This is a genomic window from Chromohalobacter marismortui, assembly GCF_004364315.1.
In the GTDB taxonomy this organism is placed as follows: Bacteria; Pseudomonadota; Gammaproteobacteria; order Pseudomonadales; family Halomonadaceae; genus Chromohalobacter; species Chromohalobacter marismortui.
Genome location: NZ_SOBR01000002.1, coordinates 460,929 through 485,048, shown reverse-complemented (window position 1 = coordinate 485,048; position 24,120 = coordinate 460,929). Strand labels below are relative to the sequence as shown.

21 protein-coding genes are annotated in these 24,120 nt (G+C 64.5%); 10 read left to right on the top strand and 11 right to left on the bottom strand.

Annotation, left to right across the window (positions count from 1 at the left end):
- Positions 1-55: 55 nt before the first annotated feature.
- Complete coding sequence (zipA, locus tag C8E00_RS05490; protein ID WP_133695459.1) at positions 56-1,333, top strand: cell division protein ZipA; 1,278 nt, start codon at positions 56-58, stop codon at positions 1,331-1,333.
- 111 nt (positions 1,334-1,444) lie between these two features.
- Here zipA and C8E00_RS05485 read toward each other — a convergent pair whose 3' ends face one another.
- Complete coding sequence (locus C8E00_RS05485; protein WP_133695457.1) at positions 1,445-2,185, bottom strand: response regulator; 741 nt, start codon at positions 2,183-2,185, stop codon at positions 1,445-1,447.
- Positions 2,186-2,206: 21 nt separating this feature from the next.
- Positions 2,207-3,832, bottom strand: coding sequence for a DcuS/MalK family sensor histidine kinase (dcuS, locus tag C8E00_RS05480; RefSeq protein WP_133695454.1), 1,626 nt, complete (start codon positions 3,830-3,832; stop codon positions 2,207-2,209).
- 208 nt (positions 3,833-4,040) lie between these two features.
- On the opposite strand from dcuS, the gene C8E00_RS05475 reads away from it, so the two are divergent.
- A complete protein-coding gene (locus C8E00_RS05475; protein WP_133695452.1) occupies positions 4,041-5,357 on the top strand; it encodes a 2-hydroxycarboxylate transporter family protein in 1,317 nt (438 codons plus the stop codon).
- A gap of 75 nt (positions 5,358-5,432) precedes the next feature.
- Here C8E00_RS05475 and C8E00_RS05470 read toward each other — a convergent pair whose 3' ends face one another.
- The 5 genes from C8E00_RS05470 to C8E00_RS05450 form a co-directional block, all read right to left on the bottom strand.
- Entirely contained in the window at positions 5,433-5,702 is a 270-nt protein-coding gene (locus tag C8E00_RS05470) for a YheU family protein (protein ID WP_133695450.1), read from the bottom strand.
- Positions 5,699-7,744: an NAD-dependent DNA ligase LigA gene (ligA, locus tag C8E00_RS05465; RefSeq protein WP_133695447.1), complete on the bottom strand. Its 2,046-nt coding sequence runs from the start codon at positions 7,742-7,744 to the stop codon at positions 5,699-5,701. Before ligA ends, C8E00_RS05470 begins: the two co-directional genes overlap by 4 nt.
- The gene (mnmC, locus tag C8E00_RS05460; protein WP_133695445.1) at positions 7,741-9,840 is read right to left on the bottom strand and encodes a bifunctional tRNA (5-methylaminomethyl-2-thiouridine)(34)-methyltransferase MnmC2/FAD-dependent 5-carboxymethylaminomethyl-2-thiouridine(34) oxidoreductase MnmC1; all 2,100 of its coding nucleotides are present in this window, start codon (positions 9,838-9,840) and stop codon (positions 7,741-7,743) included. The genes ligA and mnmC overlap by 4 nt, the downstream gene beginning before the upstream one ends.
- Before the next feature lie 157 nt (positions 9,841-9,997).
- A complete protein-coding gene (locus tag C8E00_RS05455; protein WP_011506012.1) occupies positions 9,998-10,297 on the bottom strand; it encodes a YciI family protein in 300 nt (99 codons plus the stop codon).
- A complete protein-coding gene (locus tag C8E00_RS05450) occupies positions 10,297-10,866 on the bottom strand; it encodes a septation protein A (RefSeq protein ID WP_133695442.1) in 570 nt (189 codons plus the stop codon). The genes C8E00_RS05455 and C8E00_RS05450 overlap by 1 nt, the downstream gene beginning before the upstream one ends.
- A 110-nt stretch (positions 10,867-10,976) precedes the next feature.
- Here C8E00_RS05450 and C8E00_RS05445 point away from each other — a divergent pair, with 110 nt between their 5' ends.
- Complete coding sequence (locus C8E00_RS05445) at positions 10,977-11,870, top strand: PHP domain-containing protein (RefSeq protein ID WP_133695440.1); 894 nt, start codon at positions 10,977-10,979, stop codon at positions 11,868-11,870.
- Positions 11,871-12,033: 163 nt separating this feature from the next.
- The gene (locus C8E00_RS05440; RefSeq protein WP_133695438.1) at positions 12,034-12,654 is read left to right on the top strand and encodes an L-threonylcarbamoyladenylate synthase; all 621 of its coding nucleotides are present in this window, start codon (positions 12,034-12,036) and stop codon (positions 12,652-12,654) included.
- 156 nt (positions 12,655-12,810) lie between these two features.
- On the opposite strand, the gene C8E00_RS05435 is transcribed toward C8E00_RS05440, so the two are convergent.
- Together C8E00_RS05435 and C8E00_RS05430 are read right to left on the bottom strand one after the other, a co-directional pair.
- Positions 12,811-13,701 (bottom strand): ion transporter, encoded by an 891-nt coding sequence (locus tag C8E00_RS05435; RefSeq protein WP_243833116.1) that lies wholly within the window; start codon positions 13,699-13,701, stop codon positions 12,811-12,813.
- Between the two features lie 25 nt (positions 13,702-13,726).
- Complete coding sequence (locus C8E00_RS05430; RefSeq protein ID WP_133695436.1) at positions 13,727-14,575, bottom strand: CYTH domain-containing protein; 849 nt, start codon at positions 14,573-14,575, stop codon at positions 13,727-13,729.
- 104 nt (positions 14,576-14,679) lie between these two features.
- On the opposite strand from C8E00_RS05430, the gene C8E00_RS05425 reads away from it, so the two are divergent.
- The 3 genes from C8E00_RS05425 (at position 14,680) to argA (ending at position 18,188) form a co-directional block, all read left to right on the top strand.
- Complete coding sequence (locus C8E00_RS05425; RefSeq protein WP_133695434.1) at positions 14,680-15,360, top strand: TIGR00153 family protein; 681 nt, start codon at positions 14,680-14,682, stop codon at positions 15,358-15,360.
- 50 nt (positions 15,361-15,410) lie between these two features.
- Positions 15,411-16,682, top strand: a complete 1,272-nt coding sequence (locus C8E00_RS05420) for an inorganic phosphate transporter (protein ID WP_133695432.1) — start codon at positions 15,411-15,413, stop codon at positions 16,680-16,682.
- Positions 16,683-16,874: 192 nt separating this feature from the next.
- Positions 16,875-18,188: an amino-acid N-acetyltransferase gene (gene argA / locus C8E00_RS05415; protein WP_133695429.1), complete on the top strand. Its 1,314-nt coding sequence runs from the start codon at positions 16,875-16,877 to the stop codon at positions 18,186-18,188.
- 132 nt (positions 18,189-18,320) lie between these two features.
- Here argA and C8E00_RS05410 read toward each other — a convergent pair whose 3' ends face one another.
- Positions 18,321-18,620, bottom strand: coding sequence for a hypothetical protein (locus tag C8E00_RS05410; RefSeq protein WP_133695427.1), 300 nt, complete (start codon positions 18,618-18,620; stop codon positions 18,321-18,323).
- A 530-nt stretch (positions 18,621-19,150) separates the two neighbouring features.
- Between C8E00_RS05410 and C8E00_RS05405 the strand changes: the two genes are divergently transcribed.
- From C8E00_RS05405 to glrR, 3 genes are read left to right on the top strand one after another with little or no spacing between them, the layout of a single operon-like run.
- On the top strand, positions 19,151-20,671 hold the full coding sequence (locus tag C8E00_RS05405; protein ID WP_166638257.1) for a sensor histidine kinase: 1,521 nt from the start codon (positions 19,151-19,153) through the stop codon (positions 20,669-20,671).
- Entirely contained in the window at positions 20,668-21,198 is a 531-nt protein-coding gene (locus C8E00_RS05400; RefSeq protein ID WP_133695422.1) for a hypothetical protein, read from the top strand. Before C8E00_RS05405 ends, C8E00_RS05400 begins: the two co-directional genes overlap by 4 nt.
- A 28-nt stretch (positions 21,199-21,226) precedes the next feature.
- A complete protein-coding gene (gene glrR, locus C8E00_RS05395; protein WP_133695420.1) occupies positions 21,227-22,627 on the top strand; it encodes a two-component system response regulator GlrR in 1,401 nt (466 codons plus the stop codon).
- A 30-nt stretch (positions 22,628-22,657) separates the two neighbouring features.
- On the opposite strand, the gene xseA is transcribed toward glrR, so the two are convergent.
- The gene (xseA, locus tag C8E00_RS05390; RefSeq protein ID WP_133695417.1) at positions 22,658-24,004 is read right to left on the bottom strand and encodes an exodeoxyribonuclease VII large subunit; all 1,347 of its coding nucleotides are present in this window, start codon (positions 24,002-24,004) and stop codon (positions 22,658-22,660) included.
- Positions 24,005-24,120 lie beyond the last annotated feature (116 nt).

Below are 24,120 nucleotides of genomic sequence, written 5' to 3'. Positions count from 1 at the left end.
TTCTTCACGAACGAGTTTTAATCATGGCGCCAATAGCGAACAGGCAAGACGACCCATGGAACTAAGAGAGTGGCTAATCATCCTGGGGCTGGTGTTGGTGACGACCATCGTGATCGATGGTGTGCGTCGGCTCCAGCGCCAGCGCCGCGTTCCGCGCCTCGACCAGGCGACGCATGGTCAGGTATCCGAGGACAGGGACGCCGAGGAAGACGATCCGGACGAAGTGGCCCGCGAGGCTGAGCTTCGGCGGGAATTGCCCAATGGAGGGGCGCGTGTCGTGCGTGATGCCACCTTCGACCGTAGCGAGGAGCGTGAGCCGGTGCGCCCGGAATCGCCCTTGCGCCAGGAGCGCATTCCCGAAGAAAAGCTCAAGCCCAGTGTGCTCAAGCGTGCGCGTGACGAGGGGTATCGAAACGATTCGCCTCGGGACGAGGCGCAGGAGAGCAAGCGTTCCAGCATGCAGGGCATGAAAGATGCCATGCGTGCGGGCGCTCAGCGCATGAGCGCCTCGGCCCAGCGCTTCACGGCGTCCCGTGGTCACGATGACGAGCACCTGGCCGATGACGAGCCTTCGCATCACGAGCCGACGCTCGAGTCATCGTCGGCGCGTGAGTCTGCGCCCGAATCGGCATCGCGCCCGACAATGGACGCGACGGCGCGGCGTCGTGAAGAGGCGCCCATGCGGCGGACAATGTCCGATGAGCATCCGGCGGTTCGCGCCACGGATGAAGCGGCCGAGGAACCGCGGCGTTCGGCGCCTGCCGAAGACTCCCCCGCGCGCGCCGAAGAGAGCGTGCCGCGGCGTGAGGTGGTCACCGATCACCCGGCGATAGAGCGTGCCAAGCGTAACCCGGTACACGCCGATCGTGCACGCGAGGCGTTGTCCGACGCCGAGGAAGTCATCGTCATCAGCGTTCTGTCACGCGATGAAGCGGGATTCCAAGGCCCGGACCTGCTCAATCTGATGCTGGCCTGCGGGTTGCGGTACTGTCATGAGATGGGGGTTTTCCACCGTTTCGAGACCGAGTCGGATGCCAGCGCCTTGCAGTTCACGATGGTCAATGTGCTCAAGCCGGGTGTGTTCGATCTCGATGACATGGACGAGTTCGCGACGCCGGGGGTGACGTTCTTGATGCCGTTGCCGAGCGCGCATGACAGCTCGGCGGCGTTCGAGGCCATGTTCGAAACCGCCATGGTGCTGGTACGCAACCTCAGCGGTGAGTTGAAGGATGAAAACCGCAGCGTGATGACGGCGCAGACGGTGGAGTTCGCGCGGCAGCGTGTACAGGAATTCGAGCGCCGCCATCGCCTGCATCGCTATCAGGCGAACTGAGAGCGCGCGTCGCGATTCTTGCCTGTTCTCGACGATGCCCGTTCTTGAAGACGGTGGTTCTTGAAAACCAGCGGGGCCCTTCGGGGCCTCGTTTTTTTAGTCCACCGGCGGTCATGAAGGCGTGTGCTTGGTCGTGAGAAGCCCTTGCAGGGCACTGGTATCCAGGCAGCGGTAGGTGAACGAAGGTCGTCCCACCTGTCCGTAGTGGAAGGACTCCCCGAGATAACCGTGCTCGGTCAGGTATTTCAAATACTTGCGCACCGAGACGCGGGACATGCCGGTGGCCGGAATCAGGCTTTCGGTGGTGAAGGTTTCCTCATCGAGACTCAGGATGGCCTGGGCGATTTGTGCCAGCGAGGGTGTCGTCAGCCCCTTGGGCAGCCCATCGCTACGCGTCTGACGTGGCCTGGCGGGCTGGAAAAGCCGGTCGAGATCGCGTTGGTCGGCGTGTTCGGGCAGTCGCTCCAGAGTGGCGCGCACGCGTCGACAGGCATCGACGGCCACCTTGAAACGCTCGAACTCGAAAGGTTTGACCAGGTAGTCGCGCACGCCGAGACGTCGCGCGGCGCGCACGGTTTCGGTCTCGCTGGCGGCGGTGATCAGGATGACGTCGATGTCACGCCCCAGCCGCTGCAGGTAACGGACGATTTCCAGCCCGTTGCGGCCCCGCAGGTAGACATCGAGCAGAATGACGTCGACGGCTTCACGCTCCAGTACCTCCAGGGCACCGGGCACATCGCCGCATTGCGCGACCAGGGTGACGTCATTGAGCCGGTTGAGATATTCGACGTTGAGGCGCATGACCATGGGGTCATCCTCGACGATGAGTACTTGCAGTGGCGTATCGCTCATGCCGGCGGTCTCATTGCTCGCTCATTTCTCGGTGGTGGACGACGCGGGATAAGGCAGGGCGACTTCAATCAGCGTGCCACGCCCGGGTTCGGAATACAGTGCCAGGGTACCGTCATGTGCATTGACATGCTCGTGCACCATCGCCAGGCCGAGGCCGCGTTGGTTGCCCTTGGATGAGGTGCCGCTGGCGAAGACATGTTCCCGCATGGCGTCGGGAATGCCCGGGCCGGTGTCCTGCACATGCAGCGACAATAGATCGGCATCGACGCCCATGGCCAGCGTGACATGCCGTTCGTGCTGCTCGTCGACGGCGTCGAACGCATTCTCCAGCAGGTTGCCCAGCACGATGACCAGCGTATGGATCATGGCGGGATCGCAAGGGGCGGGGATGGCGTCCTCGACATCCACCGTCAAGGTGATGTCACGCTCGCGCGCCTCGCTCTGCTTGCCCAGCAAAAAACCTGCCAGCACCGGCTCACCGATGCCCTCGACCAGGGCGGCGCCCGGCGCGACGTGATGATCCGCCACCTCGCGGAGGTAGCGGCGCAACGCGACATATTCCTCCAATTGCACCAGGCCGAGCATGACATGCAGCTTGTTCTTGAACTCATGCGTCGCCGCGCGCAGGGCTTCGGCGTAACGTCGGACGCCGGTCAATTCCTCGGCGAGCAGGCGCACTTCACTCTTGTCGCGGAAGGTCGCCACCGCGCCGATCACCTGGCCGTGGTGACGAATCGGCATGCGGTTGGCAAGCAGAGCCTGGCCGTTGATGAAGACTTCCTGATCGAGCGCGGATTCGCCGTGTTGCAAGACCTCCGGCAACCTACTCTGCGGCAGGTACTCGGTAATCGATGTGCCCAGCGTCGGCGTGTTCAGGCCCGCCTGGTCGAGCAGGGCATGGGCGGCGGTATTGGCCAGGGTAATGCGCCCGGCGACATCCACCGCGAGAATACCTTCATGCACCGAGCCGAGAATGGCCTGGCGCTCTTCCACCAGACGCGTGATCTGATGCGGCTCGAGTCCCATCAGCACACGTTTGATGTAACGTGCCAGCCAGCTGGCGCCGAGGGTGCCGAGCACCATCAACAAGGCGATGCCCAGAACGACGCGCAAACGGTTGTCGGCCAGGCGGGCGCCCAGGGTATCCAGCGTGACCCCCACCGAGACGGCGCCGATCACCTCGCCGCTGGCATCGCGTACCGGGGCGAATCCACGAATACTGGTTCCCAGGGTGCCTTCGGCGCGCGATGCGTAATGTTCACCCTGCAGGGCGGGGCCTTCGTCGCCGCCCCGAAAGTGTTCGCCGATACGCGCCGGATCGGGGTGTGTCAGGCGAATGGCTCGCCGGTTCATCACCACGATGAAGTCGACCCCCAGACGCCGCCGCAAGGCATCGATCTCGCGTTGCAAGCTGCTGTCAGTAGAATAATCGCGCTTATCGCCTTTCGCCTGTAGTGCATTGACCACACGCCGACGGGAGGCCACGACCTGAGCGATATCCGTGACCCGGGCTGCCTGGGCTTTGGCCTGTGTATCGCGCAGCGTGGCATCGAACAGCCACAGCGCGACCCCCAATGTGACGATGACCGTGGCGGCCACCAGCAGCGAGATCCAGACGTTGAGGCGCACGGTCGGCAAGCGGAGCATGATTCATCGGGCCAATGGAGGGAGATTTTCGACCTTGGTGTAATATCCAAGCGCGGCGCGCTATGCAGGAAACAAGGTCGTCGTTTTCAATAATTTCAAAACGCTTTAATAAGTTGGCAAAACTTGGTTCACGGCATGTGCGGCTTATCCTCGGCAGCGTTCACGTACTCCGCCCATGCGGCGGATTCCAACACATGGGAGCACGCCAATGAATACCAGTGCCGCTACGCAAAACCTGGACGATACCCAGCACGCTTCGAGCGCGCTAGGGGCGTTGCGCATCTTCGGCATGCCACTGCCGATCTTTTTCATCGCGTTCGCCGTCATGGCCGTGGCCATGTTCACCGATACGCTGCCCACCGGCATGATCGGTGCCTTGCTGGTGATGATGATACTCGGTGAACTGCTGGGCTTCATCGGCGATCGACTGCCGATCGTCAAAAGCTATCTGGGCGGTGGCGCGATCCTGGCGATCTTCGGGGCGGCCACGCTGGTGTATGTTGGCTGGTTGCCTGCCGCTGTCACCGAGAATGTCACCACCTTCATGAAAAGCGGGGGCTTTCTCAACTTTTACATTGCCGCCTTGATCACCGGCAGCATTCTGGGCATGGACTCCAAGGTTCTGGTCAAGGTCGGCTCGCGTTACGCGCTGCCCTTGCTCTGCGCGGTGTTCTTCGCCGGCCTGTTCGCGGTGATCGTCGGCGCCTTGATGGGCTTTTCGGTACAAGATGCCCTGGTCGTCATTACCCTGCCGATCCTGGGCGGCGGCATGGGCGCGGGCGCGATTCCGTTGAGCCAGATCTATGAGCAGCTGCTCGGCCAGCCGGCGAGTTACTACATCTCGATTCTGGTACCGGCGCTGGCGCTGGGCAACGTCTTCGCGATCATCATTGCAGGGCTGCTCAACGGGTTGGCCAAGCGTTTTCCGGGACTGACCGGTAACGGCCAGATGATGCCGGGCGTGGAAATCGAGGAGCGCCAAAGCAGCTTCGATCTCTCCAAACTGGGCATCGGTGTCGTCGCTGCACTGACGTTCTTCACCGCCGGACAGATCCTGGGTGGCTTCATTCCGCTGCATCCCTATGCGTTGATGATCATCCTGGTCGCGGTGCTCAAGATCGCCAATGTGATGCCGGAAAGCGTCAATGAATCCGCCTCGCAGTGGTTCCAGTTCGTCGCCAAGAACTGGACCTTTGCGCTGTTGTTCGGGATCGGCATCGCCTATACCGATCTCGGCCAGGTGATCGATGCCATCACGCCGACCTATGTGCTGATCGTACTCGCCGTGGTCATCGGCGCCGCCTTCGGCGCCGGGCTGGTCGGCAAGCTGGTCGGCTTCTACCCGATCGAATCCGCCATTACCGCGGGGCTGTGCATGGCCAACATGGGCGGCACCGGTGATGTCGCGGTGCTCTCCGCCGCCAAGCGCATGCAATTGATGCCTTTCGCGCAGATCTCCTCGCGGCTGGGTGGCGCCTTGATCCTGCTGCTTTCCAGCATTCTCGTGCCGATGTTCTTCACCTGACACGCGGCTCGCCACGTGCACCGCGATGCCCAAGGGCGCCATTGTGTGGCGCCCTTTTTGCGTGGCAGGGACTGGCTATCCCTCTTCCTCGTCGTCGGCCAGTTGGCGTCCGAACGCCTGCCATTGGGCCAGCGTCATGACCTCGGTGGTCTCCGTTTGCAGGTCATGGGCGATCAGTAACTCACCGCGCTCGAGCTGGCCTTTGAGTTCACGGACCCAGGCCGGCATGCCTTCGCCTTCATCGGTGGTATCGTAGCCTTCGCGGGTGACGAAGCCCTCCAGCAATGCATCCAGCGTGTCGGCCGGCAGCATGCGGTAGGGCACTTCGATGAAACGTCCGCTCATGGGGTTTCCTCCGCGTTTTCCCACTCGATGAGTCGTTGCAGGAAGGTATTTTCGTCGAGCACTTCCACGTCGAGCTCGCGTGCCTTGTCGAGCTTGCTGCCCGCCGCCTCGCCGGCGACGAGCGCGGCGGTCTTCCTGGACACGCTGCCCGAGACCTTGGCGCCGAGCGCCTGCAGACGCGCCTTGCCGTCATCGCGGGTCATGCTTTCCAGGCTGCCGGTCAGCACCCAGGTCTGGCCGGCGAGCGGCTGAGGGCGATCGGCGATCTCGATTTCATCCCAAGTGAGGCCGACGGCGATCAGGTCGTCCAGGGTTTCCTGATTGTGGGGCTGACGGAAGAAGGTGTGGATATGCCGGGCCACGACCGGCCCCACGTCCTCGACGGCTTCCAGCGCCTCCAACGTGGCCTCGCGTAATGCCTGTAACGAGCCGAAATGGCGCGCCAGGCTCGCGGCGGTGGCCTCACCCACTTCACGAATGCCGATGGCGTAGATGAAGCGCGCCAGCGTGGTGCGCTTGGCGGCTTCCAGCGCGTTGACCAGGTTGTTGGCGGACTTTTCCGCCAGCCGAGGCAGTTCGGCAAGCCGCTCGGCCTCGAGCCGGAACAGGTCCGCCGGTGTCTGGACCCAGTCGCGTTCGACCAGCAGGTCGATCAGCTTCTCGCCCAGGCCGTCGATATCCAGCGCGCGGCGGCTGGCGAAGTGCTTCAACGCCTCCTTGCGCTGGGCCGGGCAGTAGAGCCCGCCGGAGCAGCGGGCGGCGACCTCGCCCTCGGTGCGCTCAATCTGCGATCCGCAGACCGGACACGCGGTCGGCATCTCGATGGTGCGAGTCTCGGCCGGGCGTTGCGTCTCGACGACGCCCACGATCTGCGGGATGACGTCACCGGCACGCCGCACGATGACGGTATCACCGATACGTACGCCGAGGCGCGCGACCTCATCCATGTTGTGCAGCGTGGCATTGGAGACGGTGACACCGGCCACCTGAACCGGCTCCAGCTTGGCCACCGGTGTCAGCGTGCCGACACGACCGACCTGGAACGCCACGTCGTTGAGTACCGTCATCTGCTCCTGGGCCGGGTACTTGTAGGCGATGGCCCAGCGCGGCGCACGAGCGACGAAGCCCAATTCGCGCTGATCGCGCAGGCTATCCACCTTGAGCACGGCGCCGTCGATGTCGTAGTCGAGGCCGTCGCGCTGCTCGCCCAGGCGATGGCAAAAGTCGATCACGCCGCGCTCGCCCTGGACCACGTCGAGCAATGGACTGGTGCGAAAGCCCAACGTCCTCAGGCGCTTGAGATAATCGGAATGCGAGCGAGCGTCATCCTCACCCTCCAGCCGGGCGACCTGGTAAGCACAGAACTCCAGTGGCCGTGCGGCGGCGATCGAGGAATCCAACTGGCGCAGGCTGCCGGCGGCGGCGTTGCGTGGGTTGGCGAACACCTTGTCGCCGTTTTCGCGGGCGCGTTCATTGAGCGCCTCGAACCCCGAGTGGCGCATGTAGACCTCGCCACGTACCTCGATCAGCGCGGGCACGGCGTCGCCGCGCAGCTTGAGCGGAATGGAGCGCACCGTGCGCAGGTTGAGTGTCACGTCCTCGCCGGTACGTCCGTCACCGCGTGTGGCCCCCTGGACCAGTTGGCCGTTCTCGTAGACCAGCGCCACGGCCAGGCCGTCGAGCTTGGGTTCGCAGCAGAACGCGAGCGTTTCGCCATCACGCTCGAGCTTGTCCGCGACGCGTTTGACGAAGGCCGCCAGCCCTGCATCGTCGAAGGCGTTGTCCAGCGACAGCATGGGCACGGCATGGGTCACTTCCTCGAAACGCTCGGCGGGAGCCGCGCCGACGCGTTGCGTGGGGGAATCCGGCGTTACCAGCTCGGGGTGCTCGGCTTCCAGTGACTGCAGCTCGCACAGCAGGGCATCGTATTCCGCATCGGTGATCTGCGGATCGTCCTCGACGTAGTACTGGTGGTTGGCGTCGTCCAGCTGCTGGTGCAGGGTGTCGGCCCGCTCGCGGACCGCTTGGGGAATCTGACTCATGGCGTCTCGGTGGTGGTCGGTGACGTCTGGGCATCATCGTTCGGCGATGACGTCGATAGTGTAGCGTTTTCGCGAGTCGCGTTTCCGCGAATGATATCGGCGATGAGACGGCGACCGGGATGCAGATGGTCGACCAGCTCGCGTTCCAGCGGCAGCGGCTCGTCGCACAGGCGGGAGGCGATGACCTCGGCGCACAGCGGCGCGCTGGCCAGCCCCCGCGAGCCATGCGCGGCACTGACCCACAGACCGGGGTGATGCTGCCCCGGCGTGTCGGGGACACGGCGCGCATCACTGCCGAGCACGGCGTAGTCGTCGAGCCAGGCCTCGCGCACGGGCACCGGCCCGGCGTAGGGCGACTTGTCGGGGCTGGCGGCGCGCAGGCTGGCGCGGCCCTCGCAGGCGGCCGGATCGAGCCTGACACCGGCGTCGCGCAGCGCCTCGGCGAAGGCGGGCAGAGTGGCCTCGAATTCAGCCAGATTGCGGGCGTGGTCGGCCGCGTGCACGGCGGTGTCGGTATCGCCGGGGGCGAAGGTCGCGCCGAGGCTGAGCACGCCGTCCATCGCCGGGGCGACATAGCCGCCCGCGCAGACCACGCGTGCCAATGACGGCGCATCGGCGGGCACCGGCACGTGGGTGAGCTGGCCGCGAATCGGCTTGAGCGGCAGGCCGGCCAGCGGCGTGAAGCGCGGTGTCTCGTGGGCGGTGGCGACGACCACATGATCGGCCATGAGCGTGCTGCCATCGGTCAGCGCGATGCGCCAGGCAGCGGCGTCGGCATCGAAGTCGAGATCGTGCGCCTCGCCGCACCGCTGGGTGATGCCAGGGCTTGCCGCCAGCTGCCGACACAGCCGGTCGGGACGCACCCACCCGGCCTGGGGATAGTCGAGTCCCGGGGCGTCGAGCGGTGTGCCGGCGGCCTGGCTCGCGGTGGCGGCGTCCACGCCGTGCACCACGCGCTCGGGCAGGGCGTGATGGGCCAGGAAGCGCTGCTGGCGGGTGGCTTCCTTGGCGCCGGGCGCCAGCTGCAGCACGCCGCAGTCCTGCCACAGGCGCTGCTCGGGGTCGAGGGTGGTCAGCCAGCGCCGCGTGTACAGCAGGCCGGCGAGATAGACACGGCTCTGCGGATTGGTCTCGGCGGCGAGCTTGACGTAGAGCGCGCCCTGGCGGTTACCGGAAGCGCCCGCGCCGGGGGCGTCGCGCTCGAGCAGCGTGACCGCGACCCCGCGGCGGGCCAGGGCGGCGGCCACGCTGGTGCCGGCGAGCCCCGCCCCGATGACCACCACCTGCCGAGCGGGGCGAGCGCGCGGTGGCGTGAACCAGGGCGTCGCCGCGCGTCGCCTGTCATCCGGCGGCGCGGCGATCTCGCCGCACAGCATCTCGCGCTTGCGGCCGAAGCCGGGTGTCTTGCGCCAGGTGAAGCCCGCAGCGCGCAGCCCGCGCTTGACCACCCCGGCGCAGGTGAAGGTAGCGAAGGTGGCGCCAGGACGGCTGACGTCAGCCATCGCCGCGAACAGCTCGGGTTGCCACATGTCGGGGTTCTTGGCCGGCGAGAAACCATCCAGGAACCAGGCGTCGACACGGCCATCGAGACGCGCCAGACGCTCGGCGGCATCGCCGAAGTGCAGATCCAGGGTGACGCGCTCGGAGAGCCATAGCCGGTGCACGCCGCTGAGCGGCTCGGGCCATTGGTCGAGCAGCGGGCGAGCCTGCGCGGCCAGGTCGGGCCAGATCGCCAGCGCCTGCGCCAGAGCGTCGCGCGGCAAGGGATATTTCTCGGTGGATACCAGGTGCAGGCGGGCCGCGGTGGGGGCATGGCGCTCGAAACACGCCCAGGCGCACAGCATGTTGAGGCCGGTGCCGAAGCCGGTTTCGCCGATCACGAACGCCCGTGTCTCGCGCCAGGCGGCGAAACGCTCGGGCAGGCGGTTGCCCTTCACGAAGACATGAGCGGTCTCGGCGCGGCCGTCGTGGCGCGAGAAATACACATCGTCGTAGACGCTGGAATAGGGCGCGTCACTGACATCGTCGGCGCGCCATTCCAGGTCGGGCGGCGCGAGGGCGGTCAGTGGCGGCAGGGGACGCGAAACGGCGGGCATGGCACTCGCTACCAGGTCAAAGTCTGGTCAAAAATTGATCGAAATCGGCAAGGCGGCGTGATAACGGCGATCTGGAAAGCCGTCCGCCGCCTCTTCACAGTTTTATCCACACCTGGTGTGCACAAAAGCGTGGCGCCCAGGTGTGGATAAGCGTGCGTTACGGCAAGACCTTCTTGAACGGCTTGACGGTGACCTTGGCGTAGACGCCGGCGATCACGAAGGGATCGGCGTCGGCCCACGCCTGGGCTTCCTGCAGGCTGTCGAACTCGGCGATCACCACGCTGCCGGTGAAGCCGGCTTCGCCCGGGTCCTCGGCATCCACGGCGGGGCTGGGCCCGGCGAGGACCAGGCGCCCTTCGTCGCGGAGTTTCTCGAGACGCGCCAGGTGGTCCGGGCGCGCCGCCTTGCGGCGTTCGAGGCTGTCTTGCACATCGTCGCTCACGATCGAGTAAAGCATCAGACGTCATCCTTCTGTTGGTCGTTTTGCGAAAGCGTATCGCGGGGCATGTGACGGGCCAGATAAATGCCCTGGCCGAGCACGAACAGCAGGGTCAGCCCCAGCATGCCGAACAGCTTGAAGTTGACCCAGGTGGCCTCGTCGTAGGTCTTGAAGACATACACATTGAGCGCGCCCAGCGCCATGAAGAAGAGCGCCCAGGCGAGGTTGAGGCGGCGCCAGGTGGCGGCGGGGAGCGTGATGGCCTTGCCTATCATGCGCTCCACGAGCGTCTTGCCACCGAACAGCGGCGCGAGCAGGAAGGCGAGGGCGAATAGCCAGTTGACCACGGTCGGCTTCCACTGGATGAATGCCGGGTTGTGAAACAGCACGGTCGCCCCGCCCATGACGACGACCAGTACCAGGGTCACCAGTTGCATCTTTTCCACACGGCGATAGCGCCACCACATGAAGGCGACCTGCAGTAGCGTGGCGGGAATCAGCACCAAGGTAGCGAGTAGAATATCGCCGCTGAAGTGATACACCGCGAAAAACAATACGATGGGCAGAAAATCCAAGAACATTTTCATCGGCGAGCATCCTGTGAGGTGCCGGCGTGGCACGGGAATTGACCCAGCGCAACGCAAGCGAGCACTATGGCGAGCCTATTCTGACAAAGACGCCGCACCGCGTCATGCCCATGAGCCAACCCTTACCGCCCCTGCCCGATACCTTCGATGCCGATCTCGGCCTCGACCTGCACATGCATTCGACCGCCTCCGATGGCGCGCTATCGCCGCAAGCGTTGACCGACGCCTGTCACGCCAAGGGCGTCACGCGTTTCTCCCTGACCGATCATGACACCGTGGCCGGTGTCGCCGAGGCCCAGCGCCATGCGCAAAGCCTGGGCATGCGTTGCCTGGCGGGCAGCGAGTTATCCACCTTGTGGCGGGGTATCGGCATTCACGTGGTGGCGTTGTTGCCCGAGGGGGCCAGTGGCGCCCTGATACCTGGGCTCGAGACGCAGGCCCAGGCCCGTGTGTCGCGAGCCCAGGAAATCGCCCGACGCCTGGAAAAGATCGGTCTCGACGACGCTCTGGCGCGGGCCCGCGAGCAGGCCGGCAGCGAGCGCCCTCTGGGGCGGCCGGATTTCGCCAAGGCCTTGGTGGCCGCGGGCGTGGTGCCGGACATGCCGACGGCCTTCAAGAAGTATCTGGGCGCCGGCAAGCCCGGTGACGTGAAGACCCATTGGCCGTATCTCAGCGAAGTCGTCGAATGGATTCGCGACAGTCAGGGCATTGCGGTACTCGCGCATCCGCTGCGCTATCGCCTTACGCATCGCAAGCGCAGCCAGCTGCTGGACAGCTTCCGCGAAGCCGGCGGGGAAGCCGCCGAATTGATCAGCGGGCATCAGAACGCCGACGTGGGGCGCGACCTGGCCCGCCAACTCGAAGCGCGCGATCTCATGGGATCGCAAGGCAGCGATTTTCACTATCCGGGCGGGCCGTTGGCGCCGGGCGTGATGAGTGCGCCACCGCGTTGCTCGGTGACGCCGGTATGGCGTCACCCCAAGCTGGCGAGATTCGCCGCGTAAGGCCAGGGCCTGGCGCCATTTGGCGCAGCAACGCGGTTCGCGTCGAAACGGCAACAGGCCCTATGCTGGGGACGAGGCACGTCGTGCGGCCCAGTGCCCTCGCTACACAGCACGTTCGGTCCTCGGTTCTTCCGGTTTGTTCTTCCGGCCCAAGGAGGCAGGCATGACCCAGTTCTTTCAGATTCATCCCGACAACCCGCAGAAACGTCTCATCGATCAGACGATCTCGTTGTTGCGCGGTGGTGGCGTGATCGCCTATCCCACCGATTCCGGCTATGCGCTCGGTTGCTGCCTGGGTGAGAAAAAAGCCATCGAGAAGATCAAGTGGCTACGCTCGCTGGATGACAAGCACAATTTCACGCTGGTGTGTTCCGACCTGTCCGAGATCGGTACTTACGCCAAGGTCGATAACGACGTGTTCCGCCTGCTCAAGGCGCATACGCCGGGGCCGTATACCTTCATTCTCAATGCCAGCAACGAGGTGCCACGTCTGCTGTTGCACCCCAAGCGGCGTTCCATCGGGGTACGCGTGCCGGACCATCGCATCAGCCATGCGTTGCTCGCGGCACTGGGCGAGCCGTTGATGAGCGTGACGCTGATTCCCGTCGACGACGACCTGCCGATGACCGACCCCGAGGCCATTCGTGAGCGTTTTGGCGCGCATCTCGAGGCCGTCATCGACGGCGGGGCCTGCCACCTGGACCCGACCACGGTGGTCGATCTCCGCGAGATGCCGCCGACCGTCGTCCGCGAGGGACGCGGAGATGTGGCACCGTTTCAGTAAGTACGAAGGATGAAAGAGTAGCAAGACGCGGTGACAAGCCTGCTCGAGCGCGCCATGCCCCTGCCTCGAGCGCTGCAGTCGTCATTCATGACGAACGCTCCTCGCGCCGACTTGTCACCGGCGGGGGTCTCTCACAAAGCGTCAACGACCATGCGGTCAGTGCCCCTCCTGTGAGGCGCCGTCCGTGTCATCTTTCAGGCGCGGATCGCGGGTTTCCTCGTCGAGCCAGGTGCCGCATTTGCGGCAGTACTTGGCGTCGCGTTCATGCCCTTCGTGCCCGCAGCCGGGGCAGGCTTCTTCGGAGTAACGTTCTGCGTGGATCGAGCGGATCACCTCCGCCGAGAAGACCCCGGTGGGCACGGCGATGATCGAGTACCCCAGGATCATCATGCACGCCGAGATGAATTGGCCCAGCGGGGTGATGGGAGTGATGTCGCCATACCCCACCGTGGTCAGCGTGACGATGGCCCAGTACATCGCACGCGGCATGCTGGTGAAGCCGGCCTCCGGTGGCTCGATCACGTAGATCAGCGCGCCGAAGATGGTAATGATCAGCAGCACCGTGAATAGAAACAGCATGACCTTGCGATAGCTGCGCGCCAGCGCCTGCGTCAGCATGCGGCCTTCGCCGACGAACTCCATCAGCCGCAACACGCGAAAGACACGTAACGCGCGTAGCACGCGCACGACGAGAAGCGTCTGAGCGCCGGGTATCAGCAGGCTGAGCCAGGTGGGCAGGATGGAGAGCAAATCGACGATGCCATAGAAGCTCTTCAAGTAGCGCAGCGGGCGCTCCAGGCAGTAAAGCCGTACCGCCAGCTCCAATGTGAAGAGCAGCGTGAAGCCCCATTCGAGCAGGTAGAACACCCCGCCGAAGCGGGCGTGAAGGCTCGGCACGCTGTCCACGAACACCACTGCCACGCTGAGTAGAATCAACGTGATGAGGAGGATGTCGAAGATCTTCGCGGCCCGCGTGTCGGACTCGAAGATGATGTGGAACAGTGTCTTGCGCAGACCTGTATCGGCGGGTTCGAAAGGCAGCGTCAACGATCGATCTCCTGTGGCGCATCGGTCAGGTGGTGGCGTGGTGCCAGGCGGCGAGCCAGTCGCGGCTCATCTCGGGCGTGAGCCAGGTATCGGGCCGCGCGTCGTCGGCGTGGCGCAAGGTGGTCGCCAGGCGTCGAGCGGCGTTACCGCCAAGTGCTTCCAGATGGCTGCCCGCGCGATGACGGTAGTCTGCATGCCCCGTGTCCTGCCAGGCATCCAGCGCTTCGAGCGCCGCGTTCCAGTGGCTCTGGGCATCTGCGGCGTGGTCGGGAAGCGTCCAGCCATCTTGCAGGGCGGCGCCGCGCTGGGCCTTGCTGGCGTTGGCGGGACGCAGCGCCACGCCGTCGGCGAGGGAGGCGGCCAATTGCCACAGGGCATCGGCGCTGCCTGTCTTGAGCTCGAGCTCGAGTTCGCGGATCGGCACTTGCCGGCCACCGGCGTGGATGGTGCCGATATCCAGCGCGACCTCGATGGTGGCATCCGCCTCGACGATGTCCCAGCGCTCGCGGGTGAAGTCGGTGGTGAAGCGTGGGACGAGACGGGCGAGAGCCGCGTCGTCGATGGTGTCCGGCGCATGCTGACGGATGCCGGCGACGTCCAGTTCGTCGCCATCGATCGGCCATTCCCATTCGCCGCGGGCATGGAGTCCGCCCTGGCCGCTGCCCGCTGTCTTGAGGGTTTGCAGATAACCGTCGGGCGTGTGGCGAATACGCAATGCGATGCGTGCGCGCTCCAGGGCGCGTTCGGGCGTGTCGTAATACGTGTTGGCCAGCCACGCGCGCTGCATGTCGTGGCCCGCGAGTCGCGGATGCTGACGCAGCGCATGTGGGCCGCTGGCGCCGAGGGCGAGCTTGAGTTCGATTTCTTGAGCCATGCCGGACCTATTGCGTTGATGACAAGATGATGAATTTTCGATGACGCGAAGGGGTGCAGTCACTATACTGACGCCGCCATTTCCAACGCATCGAATATGACATTATGGTGACTTCCAATCCGTTTTCGGCGTTGTTCGGGCGTTCGCCGTTCGAGCCCTTGCTGGCGCATATCGTCAAGACAAGCGAATGCGCCGAGCGACTCCTGCCGTTTTTCGATGCCACGCAGGCGGGCGACTGGGACGCCGCCGCCGCGCATCGCGAAGCGATTACCGCGCTCGAGCACGAGGCCGATACCCTCAAGACCGAGTTGCGCCTCAATCTTCCCAACAGCATGTTCCTGCCGGTCTCGCGCTCGGATCTGCTGGAGTTGATCAGCGTACAGGACAAGATCGCCAACAAGGCACGCGATATCACCGGCATCATGCTGGGTCGCCAAATGCAAGTGCCGGACGCGCTGGCACCGGCGATGCGCGCCTATCTCGACACCGCCATTGCCACCGTCGGTCAGGCACGCAAGGCGCTCGAAGAACTTCAGGAGCTGCTCGATTCCGGCTTCGGTCGCAACGTCTCGGATGTCATGCAGAACTTCATCCGTGACCTGCACGATCTCGAGCACCAGGCCGACGATCAACAGGTACAGATTCGCCGCCAGCTCTTCCAATTGGAAGCCGAGTTGCCACCGGTCGATGTGATGTTCCTTTACAAGATCATCGAATGGATCGGTGAGCTGTCCGACCGCGCCGAGCGCGTCGGCAGTCGTCTCCAGATTCTCACGGCCCGCTGAATGCGGGCCGTGTGATTTTCCGTCTCACGCCAGCCAGATAGAACTTGCCTATGTCCATCATTGCGCAATACGGCGATGTCTTCATCATTCTCGCCTGCATTTTCGGTTTCTTCATGGCCTGGGGGGTAGGGGCCAACGACGTGGCCAATGCCATGGGGACCTCGGTGGGGTCCAAGGCCATTACCATCCGTCAGGCGATTCTCATCGCCGTGGTGTTCGAGTTCCTCGGCGCGTGGCTGGCCGGGGGGCAGGTCACCGACACCATTCGTAAGGGCATCATCGACCCCAGCTTGTTGTCCGATGACCCGCAGTTGCTGGTCTACGGCATGCTGGCCTCGTTGCTGGCTGCCGGACTATGGCTACTCATCGCCTCCATACGCGGCTGGCCGGTGTCCACCACGCACTCCATCGTCGGCGCCATCGTCGGGTTCGCGGTCGCCGGGCTGGGGGTCGACTCCGTCGGCTGGCCCAAGGTCGCCCAGATCGCGGCGAGCTGGGTAGTGTCGCCGCTGTTGGCAGGCTCCATCGCCTTCGCGCTGTTCAAGTCGGTGCAGTTGCTGATCTTCGAAAACCACGATCCCTTCGCCGCCGCCAAGCGTTACGTGCCGGGGTATATCTTCCTGGTCGGCTTCATCGTGGCGATGGTCACCCTGGTCAAGGGGCTTTCGCATGTCGGGCTGCAAATGAGCTTCGGCGACAGCCTGTTGACTGCGATCGGCATCGGTCTGGTGGTGATGGTCATCGGTATCCTGATGGAAAATCGCGTCGATCGTACCAAGCGTCAACGCGGTGACTCGCCGTTCGATTTCAATAGCGTCGAACGCGTGTTCGGTGTGCTGATGATGTTCACCGCCTGCGCCATGGCCTTCGCCCACGGCTCCAACGATGTCGCCAACGCCGTGGGGCCGCTGGCGGCGGTCATCAGCGTCGTCGAGTCGAGCGGTGATGTCAGCGGTGCGGCCGCGTTGCCGTGGTGGGTACTGGTACTCGGCGGCGGCGGTATCGTCGTGGGTCTGGTCACCTATGGTCACCGGGTCATCGCCACGGTGGGCACGGGAATTACCGAGCTGACGCCGAGTCGCGGTTTCGCGGCGACCCTGGCGGCGGCGACGACCGTCGTCCTGGCCTCGGGGACCGGTTTGCCGGTCTCCACGACGCAGACGCTGGTCGGTGCGGTACTCGGGGTCGGCCTGGCACGCGGCATCACCGCACTCAATCTGCGCGTGCTGGGCACCATCGTGTTGTCCTGGGTGATTACGCTACCGGCCGGGGCGTTGCTGTCGATCATGTTCTTCTTCATGTTCAAGGGCATGTTCGGCTGACGAGCCACGAGCCACGAGCCACGAGCCACGAGCCACGGGCTAAAATGCTGTCGAAGCCCGAAGCCGCTCTTTACAGCGCCCCGAATCTGGCGCTCGAAGCCCGAAGCGAACGGCGGCACCCGAAAGGTGCCGCCGTTTTTGTGCCTCTGATATAGTCAGTGTCTCTTTCTTCCTGCAGCTGGAGCGCGGGCCTTGAACACTCGTTTTCCCTTCGCCGATTGGTTTCGCAATTCGTCTCCGTATATCAATGCGCATCGCGGGCGTACCTTCGTGGTGCTCATCGAAGGCGAGGCATTGGCATCCGAGCGATGGGAGCCGCTGCTTCAAGACCTGGCGTTGTTGAACACCCTGGGCGTGCGCCTGGTGATGGTGTTCGGCATTCGTCCGCAGGTCGGTGAGGCGTTGAGCGAAGCGGGGATCGAGCCGCGCCGGATCGACGGGCGCTGGGTGGCCGACGAGGCGATCATGCGCCATGTCGAACGCATCGCCGCCGAGCTGCGCCTCAAGATCGAAGCACGCCTGTCGCTGGGACTCCCCAATACGCCGCTGCACGGCGTCGAGCTGACGGTGGTCTCCGGCAATCTGGTGACCGCCAAGCCGTTGGGGGTGCGCGATGGCATCGATTTCCATCGCAGCGGCGAGGTGCGTCGCGTGCGCAGCAAGGCCATCGCCGAACTGCTGGCGAAGGAAACGCTGGTACTGGTGCCGCCGTTGGGCTATTCGAGTACCGGTGAAGTCTTCGATCTCGACGCCGCCGATGTCGCCCAGCACGTGGCCATGGGGTTGGGCGCCGACAAGCTGATTCTGCTCGGTGACGCGGCGGGGTTGCATGATGCCAGCGGCATGTTGCAGCGCCAGCTCACTCCCTTGGAGGCCGAGCCGTTACGGCGTCAGGCCGCACCGGGCAGCGAGCTGGCGCGTCACCTGGGCGCGGCGTGCGAAGCGGCGCGCCATGGCGTGGCACGCACGCACCTGCTGACCTGGCACGATCGCGACGCCCTGCTTGGCGAGCTGTTCACCCGCGATGGGGTGGGGACCATGATCACCCAGCACCGCTACGAGCAGTTGCGCCGTGCGACCCTGGAAGACGTGGGCGGCTTGCTCGAACTGCTGCGCCCGCTGGAGGAGCGCGGCATGCTGGTGGCGCGCTCGCGGGAGCGGCTCGAGCATCAGATCGAGGACTACTGGGTGATCGAGCGCGACGGCATGATCATCGGTTGCAGTGCCATGCATGCCTACCCCGAGGCGGAGATGGGGGAACTGGCCTGTGTCGCCGTGCATGGCGATTATCGCGGTGGCGCGCGCGGCGATCTGCTATTGGCCGAGGTCGAGCGTGAATCCCGCCGGCGCGGCTACAGCGCCTTGTTTGCACTCACTACCCACACCACGCACTGGTTTCTCGAGCGCGGCTTTCGTCTCGACGGGGTCGAGGCGTTACCGCACCTGCGGCGCGACTCCTATAACCATGCGCGCCAATCCAAGGTGTTGCTCAAACCCCTCGGTTGAGACCTTGCCCTGTGCCGCCCTGTGCCGCCGTGCGACGGCAAGGCGGCCCCCAGGCTCGCCCATTCGCCGGCATGCAGTGTCGCGTCCATCCGGCGGACTGTCTCCAAAGAGAGACATTTTAACTATCTGTTTTTATTGGTTTTTATGTATATCGGCGAAAGAGCGTTGGTCAGTGGCGACGTTATCGGCACCCTGATGCCCGTTAATCGCGCTGTCAGCGCCTGGCGTGCGCTGTTGGCGTGAAGAAGTGTTTTTCAAGTATCTGTTTTTAAATTGTTTTTTAAAAACTGGCACGGCAATCGCAATACATGGGGTGAGCAACGGGAAACGGTTCAACACGGCTCGAACCGTTTCTTGATCGACCAACCCAGGGCGTTTCGACCACCACCCTGTGCGTTGAGTCCAGGTTGGATCGATCAGTGTCTGCTCCACGCGATGTGTGACTTAGGTTGCGATGAGACGGGTACCGCCTTCGGGCATGGAAGGGTACCAAAAGGGCAAGGATGCCCAGGCATGGATGCCACCCCCTTCGGGGGCTAACATCGCCGCGCCGCCCCTTGGCGACGTGGCACACGAAACGAAGTGGCGGCTCTGCCGTCAACATGAGGGCCTTTTCCTGGCAATGTATGGACCTCATGGCTTCGTGGGCTTTCGAGCCCCTCGATCACTCTCGAGAGTTCAGCCAGGTGGATGTTCGAGAGTGTTCACTTGACCCTTCAGTTCCCTGCGTACCTTGGGCCGGTCTTTCCGGCCCACTTTTTTTGCGCGTCTTGCTGATGCCGTCGTGCATCGGGTGAATGTGGCGAGTGTGCATGGACTGGACGGGACGTTACCTTGCTGGGAAGGTTCCCTTGCTTCGAACCGGTGTAGTGATGCGAAGACCGGCATGCAAACGCAACTCTGTTATCCTATGCGGATAAGCTGACATGGCATCCACCCTACTTCTGCATAGAATCGCGCTCATGACCACTCGGGTCTCCCGCCGCTGGCGTCCTCGTTCGTTGTTGCAATTGGTATTGCTCGCCTTCGTGATGGTGATGCTGCCGATTGCCGTACTCATGTTCCAGGCCGGCCAGGCCCTTTCCGAGCTGTCGTCGTTGGCCGATGTCAGCGCGCGCCAGGCGGTGGAGCAAACTCGTCGCGCCCGCACCTTGAGCAATCTGGCCTTGGAAATGGAGCGCAGCGCTCGCCAATATGCGGTGCTCGAGCAGGCGGGATTGCTCAGCATCTACAACGAGAAGTCCCAGCGTTACGCGGAGTTGCTCGACACGCTTGCCCCCTTGCTGCCCGATAATCCCGACATTCCCCGCTTGCGTGAGCAATTGAACCAACTCAATGAACTGACGCAATTGCCGGCCGACGAATTCCACGCCCGATTGGCGATCTTCCGCGACTTCTCGGAACGTACGGAAAACGTGCGCCAGGCGATCAATACGCTCATCGATGCGCGCATCGAGAACATCCGTGAGCGTGCCAGCACCGTGCGCACGCAGCTATGGATGCAGACCGCCGCGTTGGTCTCGGTCAGCCTGGGACTGATGTTGATCTTCACCTGTCTGATCATTCGTCCCATCCGTCAGCTCGAGCGGCGGATATTGAGCCTGGGCAGCGGCATGGAACCGGCCTCGCCGCAGCATATCCAAGGGCCAGCGGAACTGGTCAGCCTGGGCGAGCGACTGACATGGCTCTCGGGGCGTCTCACCGAGCTGGAGGCCCAGAAGCAGCAGTTTCTACGCCATATGTCTCACGAGTTGAAGACACCGCTGGCCAGCGTGCGCGAAGGCACGGCCCTGCTCTCCGACGGAGTCGCCGGAGCATTGAGCGAGCGACAGCAGGAGATCGTCGGCTTGATCGATGTCAGTGGTCAGGAACTTCAGGCGCTGATCGAGCAGTTGCTCGACTATAATCTCATGCAGCACAGCCGTGGTCTCAACGTGACGCGTTTCGACCTGGTCACGGTGATCCAGGAAGTGCTCACCAAGCATCGCTTGGCGCTCGACAAGAAGGGCATGCACGTTGACTGGCCCCGGCATACGCCCTTGCCCTGGCGGGCGGACCGGGATCGCACGGCGCGGATTCTGGATAACCTGATTTCCAATGCCATTGCGTACGGTGAGGATAACGGCCATTTGGCGCTACGTGCCTGGCAACATGCGTCCTGGCTGGTGGTCGATGTCGCCAATAGCGGCGAGCCCATCGACGATGACGACCGTTCGCGTCTCTTCGAGGCGTTCTATCAAGGCCGCATGCGGCGCCAGGGCGCCCTCAAGGGATCCGGCATCGGCTTGTCTGTAGCGGCCGATTGCGCCAGGGTTCAAAATGGACGCCTGGAGTTGGTCGAGGATGAGACCTTCCCGGTCTGCTTTCGACTGACACTGCCCGACGTGACGCCGCCGGCGGAAGGAACCGATGGCGACGACGCCTCCATAACGACGCCGGCCACGACGACACCGGCGCTAGACGCAAGGAACTCGAACGCATGAACATCCGGATGCTGCTAGTGGCATTGTGCGCTGGCTCGCTGCTGACCGGGTGCCAGTGGATGACACAAGACACGTCCCCGCCGGCAGCCGCGATCACGTCCTGCAATGATGACATTCCCACGTTGGCGGATAACGTCTGCCTGATGGATGACTGGGTCGCCTTCGGGCTGGCGGCGCAACGCGGGGATGGCGAATGGCGCCAGATCATGCTGACGCGCCTGGACGGCGATATGCCGCATCTCAAGCTGGCGCGCGCCACGGTACTGGCGTGGGGGGAGCGCGATGGCTGGGAACAGGCATCAGAGCTTTACAAGGCGGAGATTTCGGCGGCGCCGAGCCGCCTGCAGCCCTTGCTGCAACAGTGGCTCAATGGTCTCGAGCGTCGCCGGGCCCTGGCCGCCGACTTGGTCAAGAGCGAATCGCGCCGCCAGGCGTTGATGCGAGAGCGCGATGAACTCGCCGAGAAACTCGACGCCCTGACGGCCATCGAACAGAGTATCAATTCGCGCCATGAGCAATCGCCATGACGGTGCGAGTGAGCCCAAGGAGAAAGACGTGAAGCACGCCGCTGCGCATATTCTGCTGGTCGATGACGACCCTAGCCTGCTCAAGTTGCTGGGCATGCGCCTGGAAAGTCGAGGTTACCGCGTGACCACCGCTGAAAGCGGACGCCAGGCACTGGATTGCCTGACCGAGGACCGTCCCGATCTGGTGCTCTCCGATTTGCGCATGGATGAAATGGACGGCATGGCACTGTTTCATGAACTGCAGCGCCGTGCGCCGGGCATGCCGGTGATCATTCTCACCGCGCATGGCTCGATCCCGGACGCGGTGAGTGCCACGCGTCAGGGGGTGTTCAGCTTCCTCACCAAGCCGGTGGACCGCGACGAACTGTTCGCCGCCATCGAGGAGGCCCTGTCACAGACGGCGAGCACGCATGGCGCCGGCGACGATGCCTGGCGTGCCGAGATCATCACCCGCAGCCCGCAGATGGAACGCATCCTCGAGCAGGCGCGCATGGTGGCGGCCTCCGATGTCAGCGTGCTGATCACCGGGGCCTCCGGCTCGGGCAAGGAACTGCTGGCCAATGCCATCCATCAGGCGAGCGGACGCGCCGACAAGCCCTTCGTGGCCATCAACTGCGGCGCGCTGCCCGAGCAGTTGCTGGAAAGCGAGCTGTTCGGCCACGCCAAGGGCGCCTTCACCGGCGCGGTGAGCCAGCACGAGGGGCTGTTTCTCGCCGCCAACGGCGGCAGCCTGTTCCTCGACGAGATCGGCGACATGCCGCTGTCCTTGCAGGTCAAGCTGCTGCGCGCGCTGCAGGAACGCCAGATCCGCCCGCTGGGCTCGACCACCTCGGTGCCCATCGACGTGCGCATCATCTCCGCCACGCACCGCGACCTCGACCGTGCCATGCATGAAGGCGACTTCCGCGAGGACCTTTATTACCGCCTCAACGTCGTCAACCTCAAGCTGCCGGCCCTCAAGGAGCGTGCCGAAGACGTGCCGCTACTGGCCAAGTACCTGGTGGGGCAGGCCGCCGAGCGCCACAAGCCCTTCGTCAAAGGCTTCTCGTCGGAGGCGCTCAACCTGCTGGCCTCCAGCGCCTGGCCGGGCAACGTGCGCCAGCTGGTCAACGTGGTCGAGCAGTGCGTGGCGCTGACCAGCTCGCCGATCATCCCCGAAGCCCTGGTGGCCCAGGCGCTGGCGGCCGAGGAAAACGCGCTGCCCTCGTTCAACGAGGCGCGCGCGGGCTTCGAACGCAGCTATCTGGTCAAGGTGCTGAAGATCACCGAGGGCAACGTCACCCAGGCCGCGCGCATCGCCGGGCGCAACCGTACCGACTTCTACAAGCTGCTGGCGCGCCACGATCTGGAACCCAGCAGCTTCAAGCCCAGTACCCACCCGCAGTCGGCGCAGAACGACGACACGCCATCGCGCCGCGCCCAGCGCTGAATTCACGCGGCGGCAGTTTTCAGACAGTGTCTAACGCTTGAAACGACGCTTCACCTCCACCTTCAACCGCCCCTCGCCGAGTCGCGCGGTGAGGGTCTGGCCGGGCTGGGTGTCATGGGCGTGACGCACGATATGGCGCTCGTCGTCCTCGAGAATGGCATAACCGCGACCCAGCACCGCCAGCGGGCTGACCGCATTGAGCTCGCGGGCCAGGGCCTCGAGGCGTTCCCGCGACTGCTCGAGGCGGCGCGGCAGGGCGGCATGCAGCTGACGTTCCAGTGTCGTCAGGCGTTGCCGATACGTCTCGATGGCAAGGCGCGGATCCTGGCGTTCCACGCGGCGCGTCAGCGTCTCGTGATGCTGATGCTCGCGGTCGAGTCGCCGCCGCATGGCAAGCCGCAGCCGCGTGTCCCAACTCTCCAGGCGCCGACGTTGCTCGGCCAGGCGTTCACCGGGATGCCGTAGCCGCGCCCGGGCATGATCGAGGCGCTGACCGTCGCGCTCCAGGCGTGCCTGCATGGCGCGTGCCAGGCCGCGTTCGGCGGCTTGCAGCTGCGCTCGCCACTCGCGCCAGTCGGGTACCAGTCGCTCGGCGGCGGCGGACGGCGTGGGGGCGCGCTCGTCGGCGGCGAAATCCGCCAGCGTGACATCCACTTCATGCCCCACCGCCGACATCACCGGCAGGCGGGAGTGATGGATCGCCCGCGCCAGGTGCTCATCGTTGAACGCCCACAGATCCTCCAGGCTGCCGCCGCCGCGGGTGACGAGCAATGCATCGACAGTATCGCCCGGCGACTGAGCGCGTTGATTGGCCTGGGCGATGGCACGAATGATCGCCGGCGGCGCCTCGCGCCCCTGCACCGGCACCGGCAGGATCGTCACCTCCAGCGACGGCCAACGGCGGCGTAACACCGCCAGCACGTCACGAATCGCCGCGCCGGTGGGCGAGGTGATGATGGCCAGGTGACGGGGCGGGCAGGGCAGCGGCCGCGCGTTGGCGAAGACGCCCTCGGCGGACAGCTTCGCCTTGAGCCGCTCGAACGCCGCCAGCAGTTCGCCTTCCCCGGATGCCTGCACCGCCTCGACGATCAACTGATAGTCGCCACGTGGCTCGAATACCGACACGCGCCCGCGCACCCGTAGCCGGTCGCCGTCCTTGAGCGGCGTCCGCATCAAGCGTGCCCGGTTGCGGAAGAACGCGCAGCGCAACTGGGCGCGGTCGTCCTTGAGCGTGAAATAGATATGCCCCGACGCCGGCCGCGCCACCCCCGAGACTTCCCCCTCCACCCAGCATTCTCCGAACCCCCGCTCCAGCATCAGGCGGGCCTGGCGGTTGAGTTCACTGACGGACAGGGCATTGGGCGTGACGGCGGACATGGCGACGAAGATGCTCCGATCATGGCGAAGCCCTCAGTCTAGCATTTTGCCGAGCCGCGACAGGAACACCCTCACCGGGGGGGGCGTCCGTCCCACGGGGCAAAGTCAGGGAACGG

What these genes read in the sequence shown, in the direction of transcription:
- zipA (WP_133695459.1), top strand. Translation starts at nt 56, where the DNA reads ATGGAACTAAGAGAGTGGCTAATCATCCTGGGGCTGGTGTTGGTGACG.
- C8E00_RS05485 (WP_133695457.1), bottom strand. Translation starts at nt 2,185, where the DNA reads ATGAGCGATACGCCACTGCAAGTACTCATCGTCGAGGATGACCCCATG.
- dcuS (WP_133695454.1), bottom strand. Translation starts at nt 3,832, where the DNA reads ATGCTCCGCTTGCCGACCGTGCGCCTCAACGTCTGGATCTCGCTGCTG.
- C8E00_RS05475 (WP_133695452.1), top strand. Translation starts at nt 4,041, where the DNA reads ATGAATACCAGTGCCGCTACGCAAAACCTGGACGATACCCAGCACGCT.
- C8E00_RS05470 (WP_133695450.1), bottom strand. Translation starts at nt 5,702, where the DNA reads ATGAGCGGACGTTTCATCGAAGTGCCCTACCGCATGCTGCCGGCCGAC.
- ligA (WP_133695447.1), bottom strand. Translation starts at nt 7,744, where the DNA reads ATGAGTCAGATTCCCCAAGCGGTCCGCGAGCGGGCCGACACCCTGCAC.
- mnmC (WP_133695445.1), bottom strand. Translation starts at nt 9,840, where the DNA reads ATGCCCGCCGTTTCGCGTCCCCTGCCGCCACTGACCGCCCTCGCGCCG.
- C8E00_RS05455 (WP_011506012.1), bottom strand. Translation starts at nt 10,297, where the DNA reads ATGCTTTACTCGATCGTGAGCGACGATGTGCAAGACAGCCTCGAACGC.
- C8E00_RS05450 (WP_133695442.1), bottom strand. Translation starts at nt 10,866, where the DNA reads ATGAAAATGTTCTTGGATTTTCTGCCCATCGTATTGTTTTTCGCGGTG.
- C8E00_RS05445 (WP_133695440.1), top strand. Translation starts at nt 10,977, where the DNA reads ATGAGCCAACCCTTACCGCCCCTGCCCGATACCTTCGATGCCGATCTC.
- C8E00_RS05440 (WP_133695438.1), top strand. Translation starts at nt 12,034, where the DNA reads ATGACCCAGTTCTTTCAGATTCATCCCGACAACCCGCAGAAACGTCTC.
- C8E00_RS05430 (WP_133695436.1), bottom strand. Translation starts at nt 14,575, where the DNA reads ATGGCTCAAGAAATCGAACTCAAGCTCGCCCTCGGCGCCAGCGGCCCA.
- C8E00_RS05425 (WP_133695434.1), top strand. Translation starts at nt 14,680, where the DNA reads ATGGTGACTTCCAATCCGTTTTCGGCGTTGTTCGGGCGTTCGCCGTTC.
- C8E00_RS05420 (WP_133695432.1), top strand. Translation starts at nt 15,411, where the DNA reads ATGTCCATCATTGCGCAATACGGCGATGTCTTCATCATTCTCGCCTGC.
- C8E00_RS05405 (WP_166638257.1), top strand. Translation starts at nt 19,151, where the DNA reads ATGACCACTCGGGTCTCCCGCCGCTGGCGTCCTCGTTCGTTGTTGCAA.
- C8E00_RS05400 (WP_133695422.1), top strand. Translation starts at nt 20,668, where the DNA reads ATGAACATCCGGATGCTGCTAGTGGCATTGTGCGCTGGCTCGCTGCTG.
- xseA (WP_133695417.1), bottom strand. Translation starts at nt 24,004, where the DNA reads ATGTCCGCCGTCACGCCCAATGCCCTGTCCGTCAGTGAACTCAACCGC.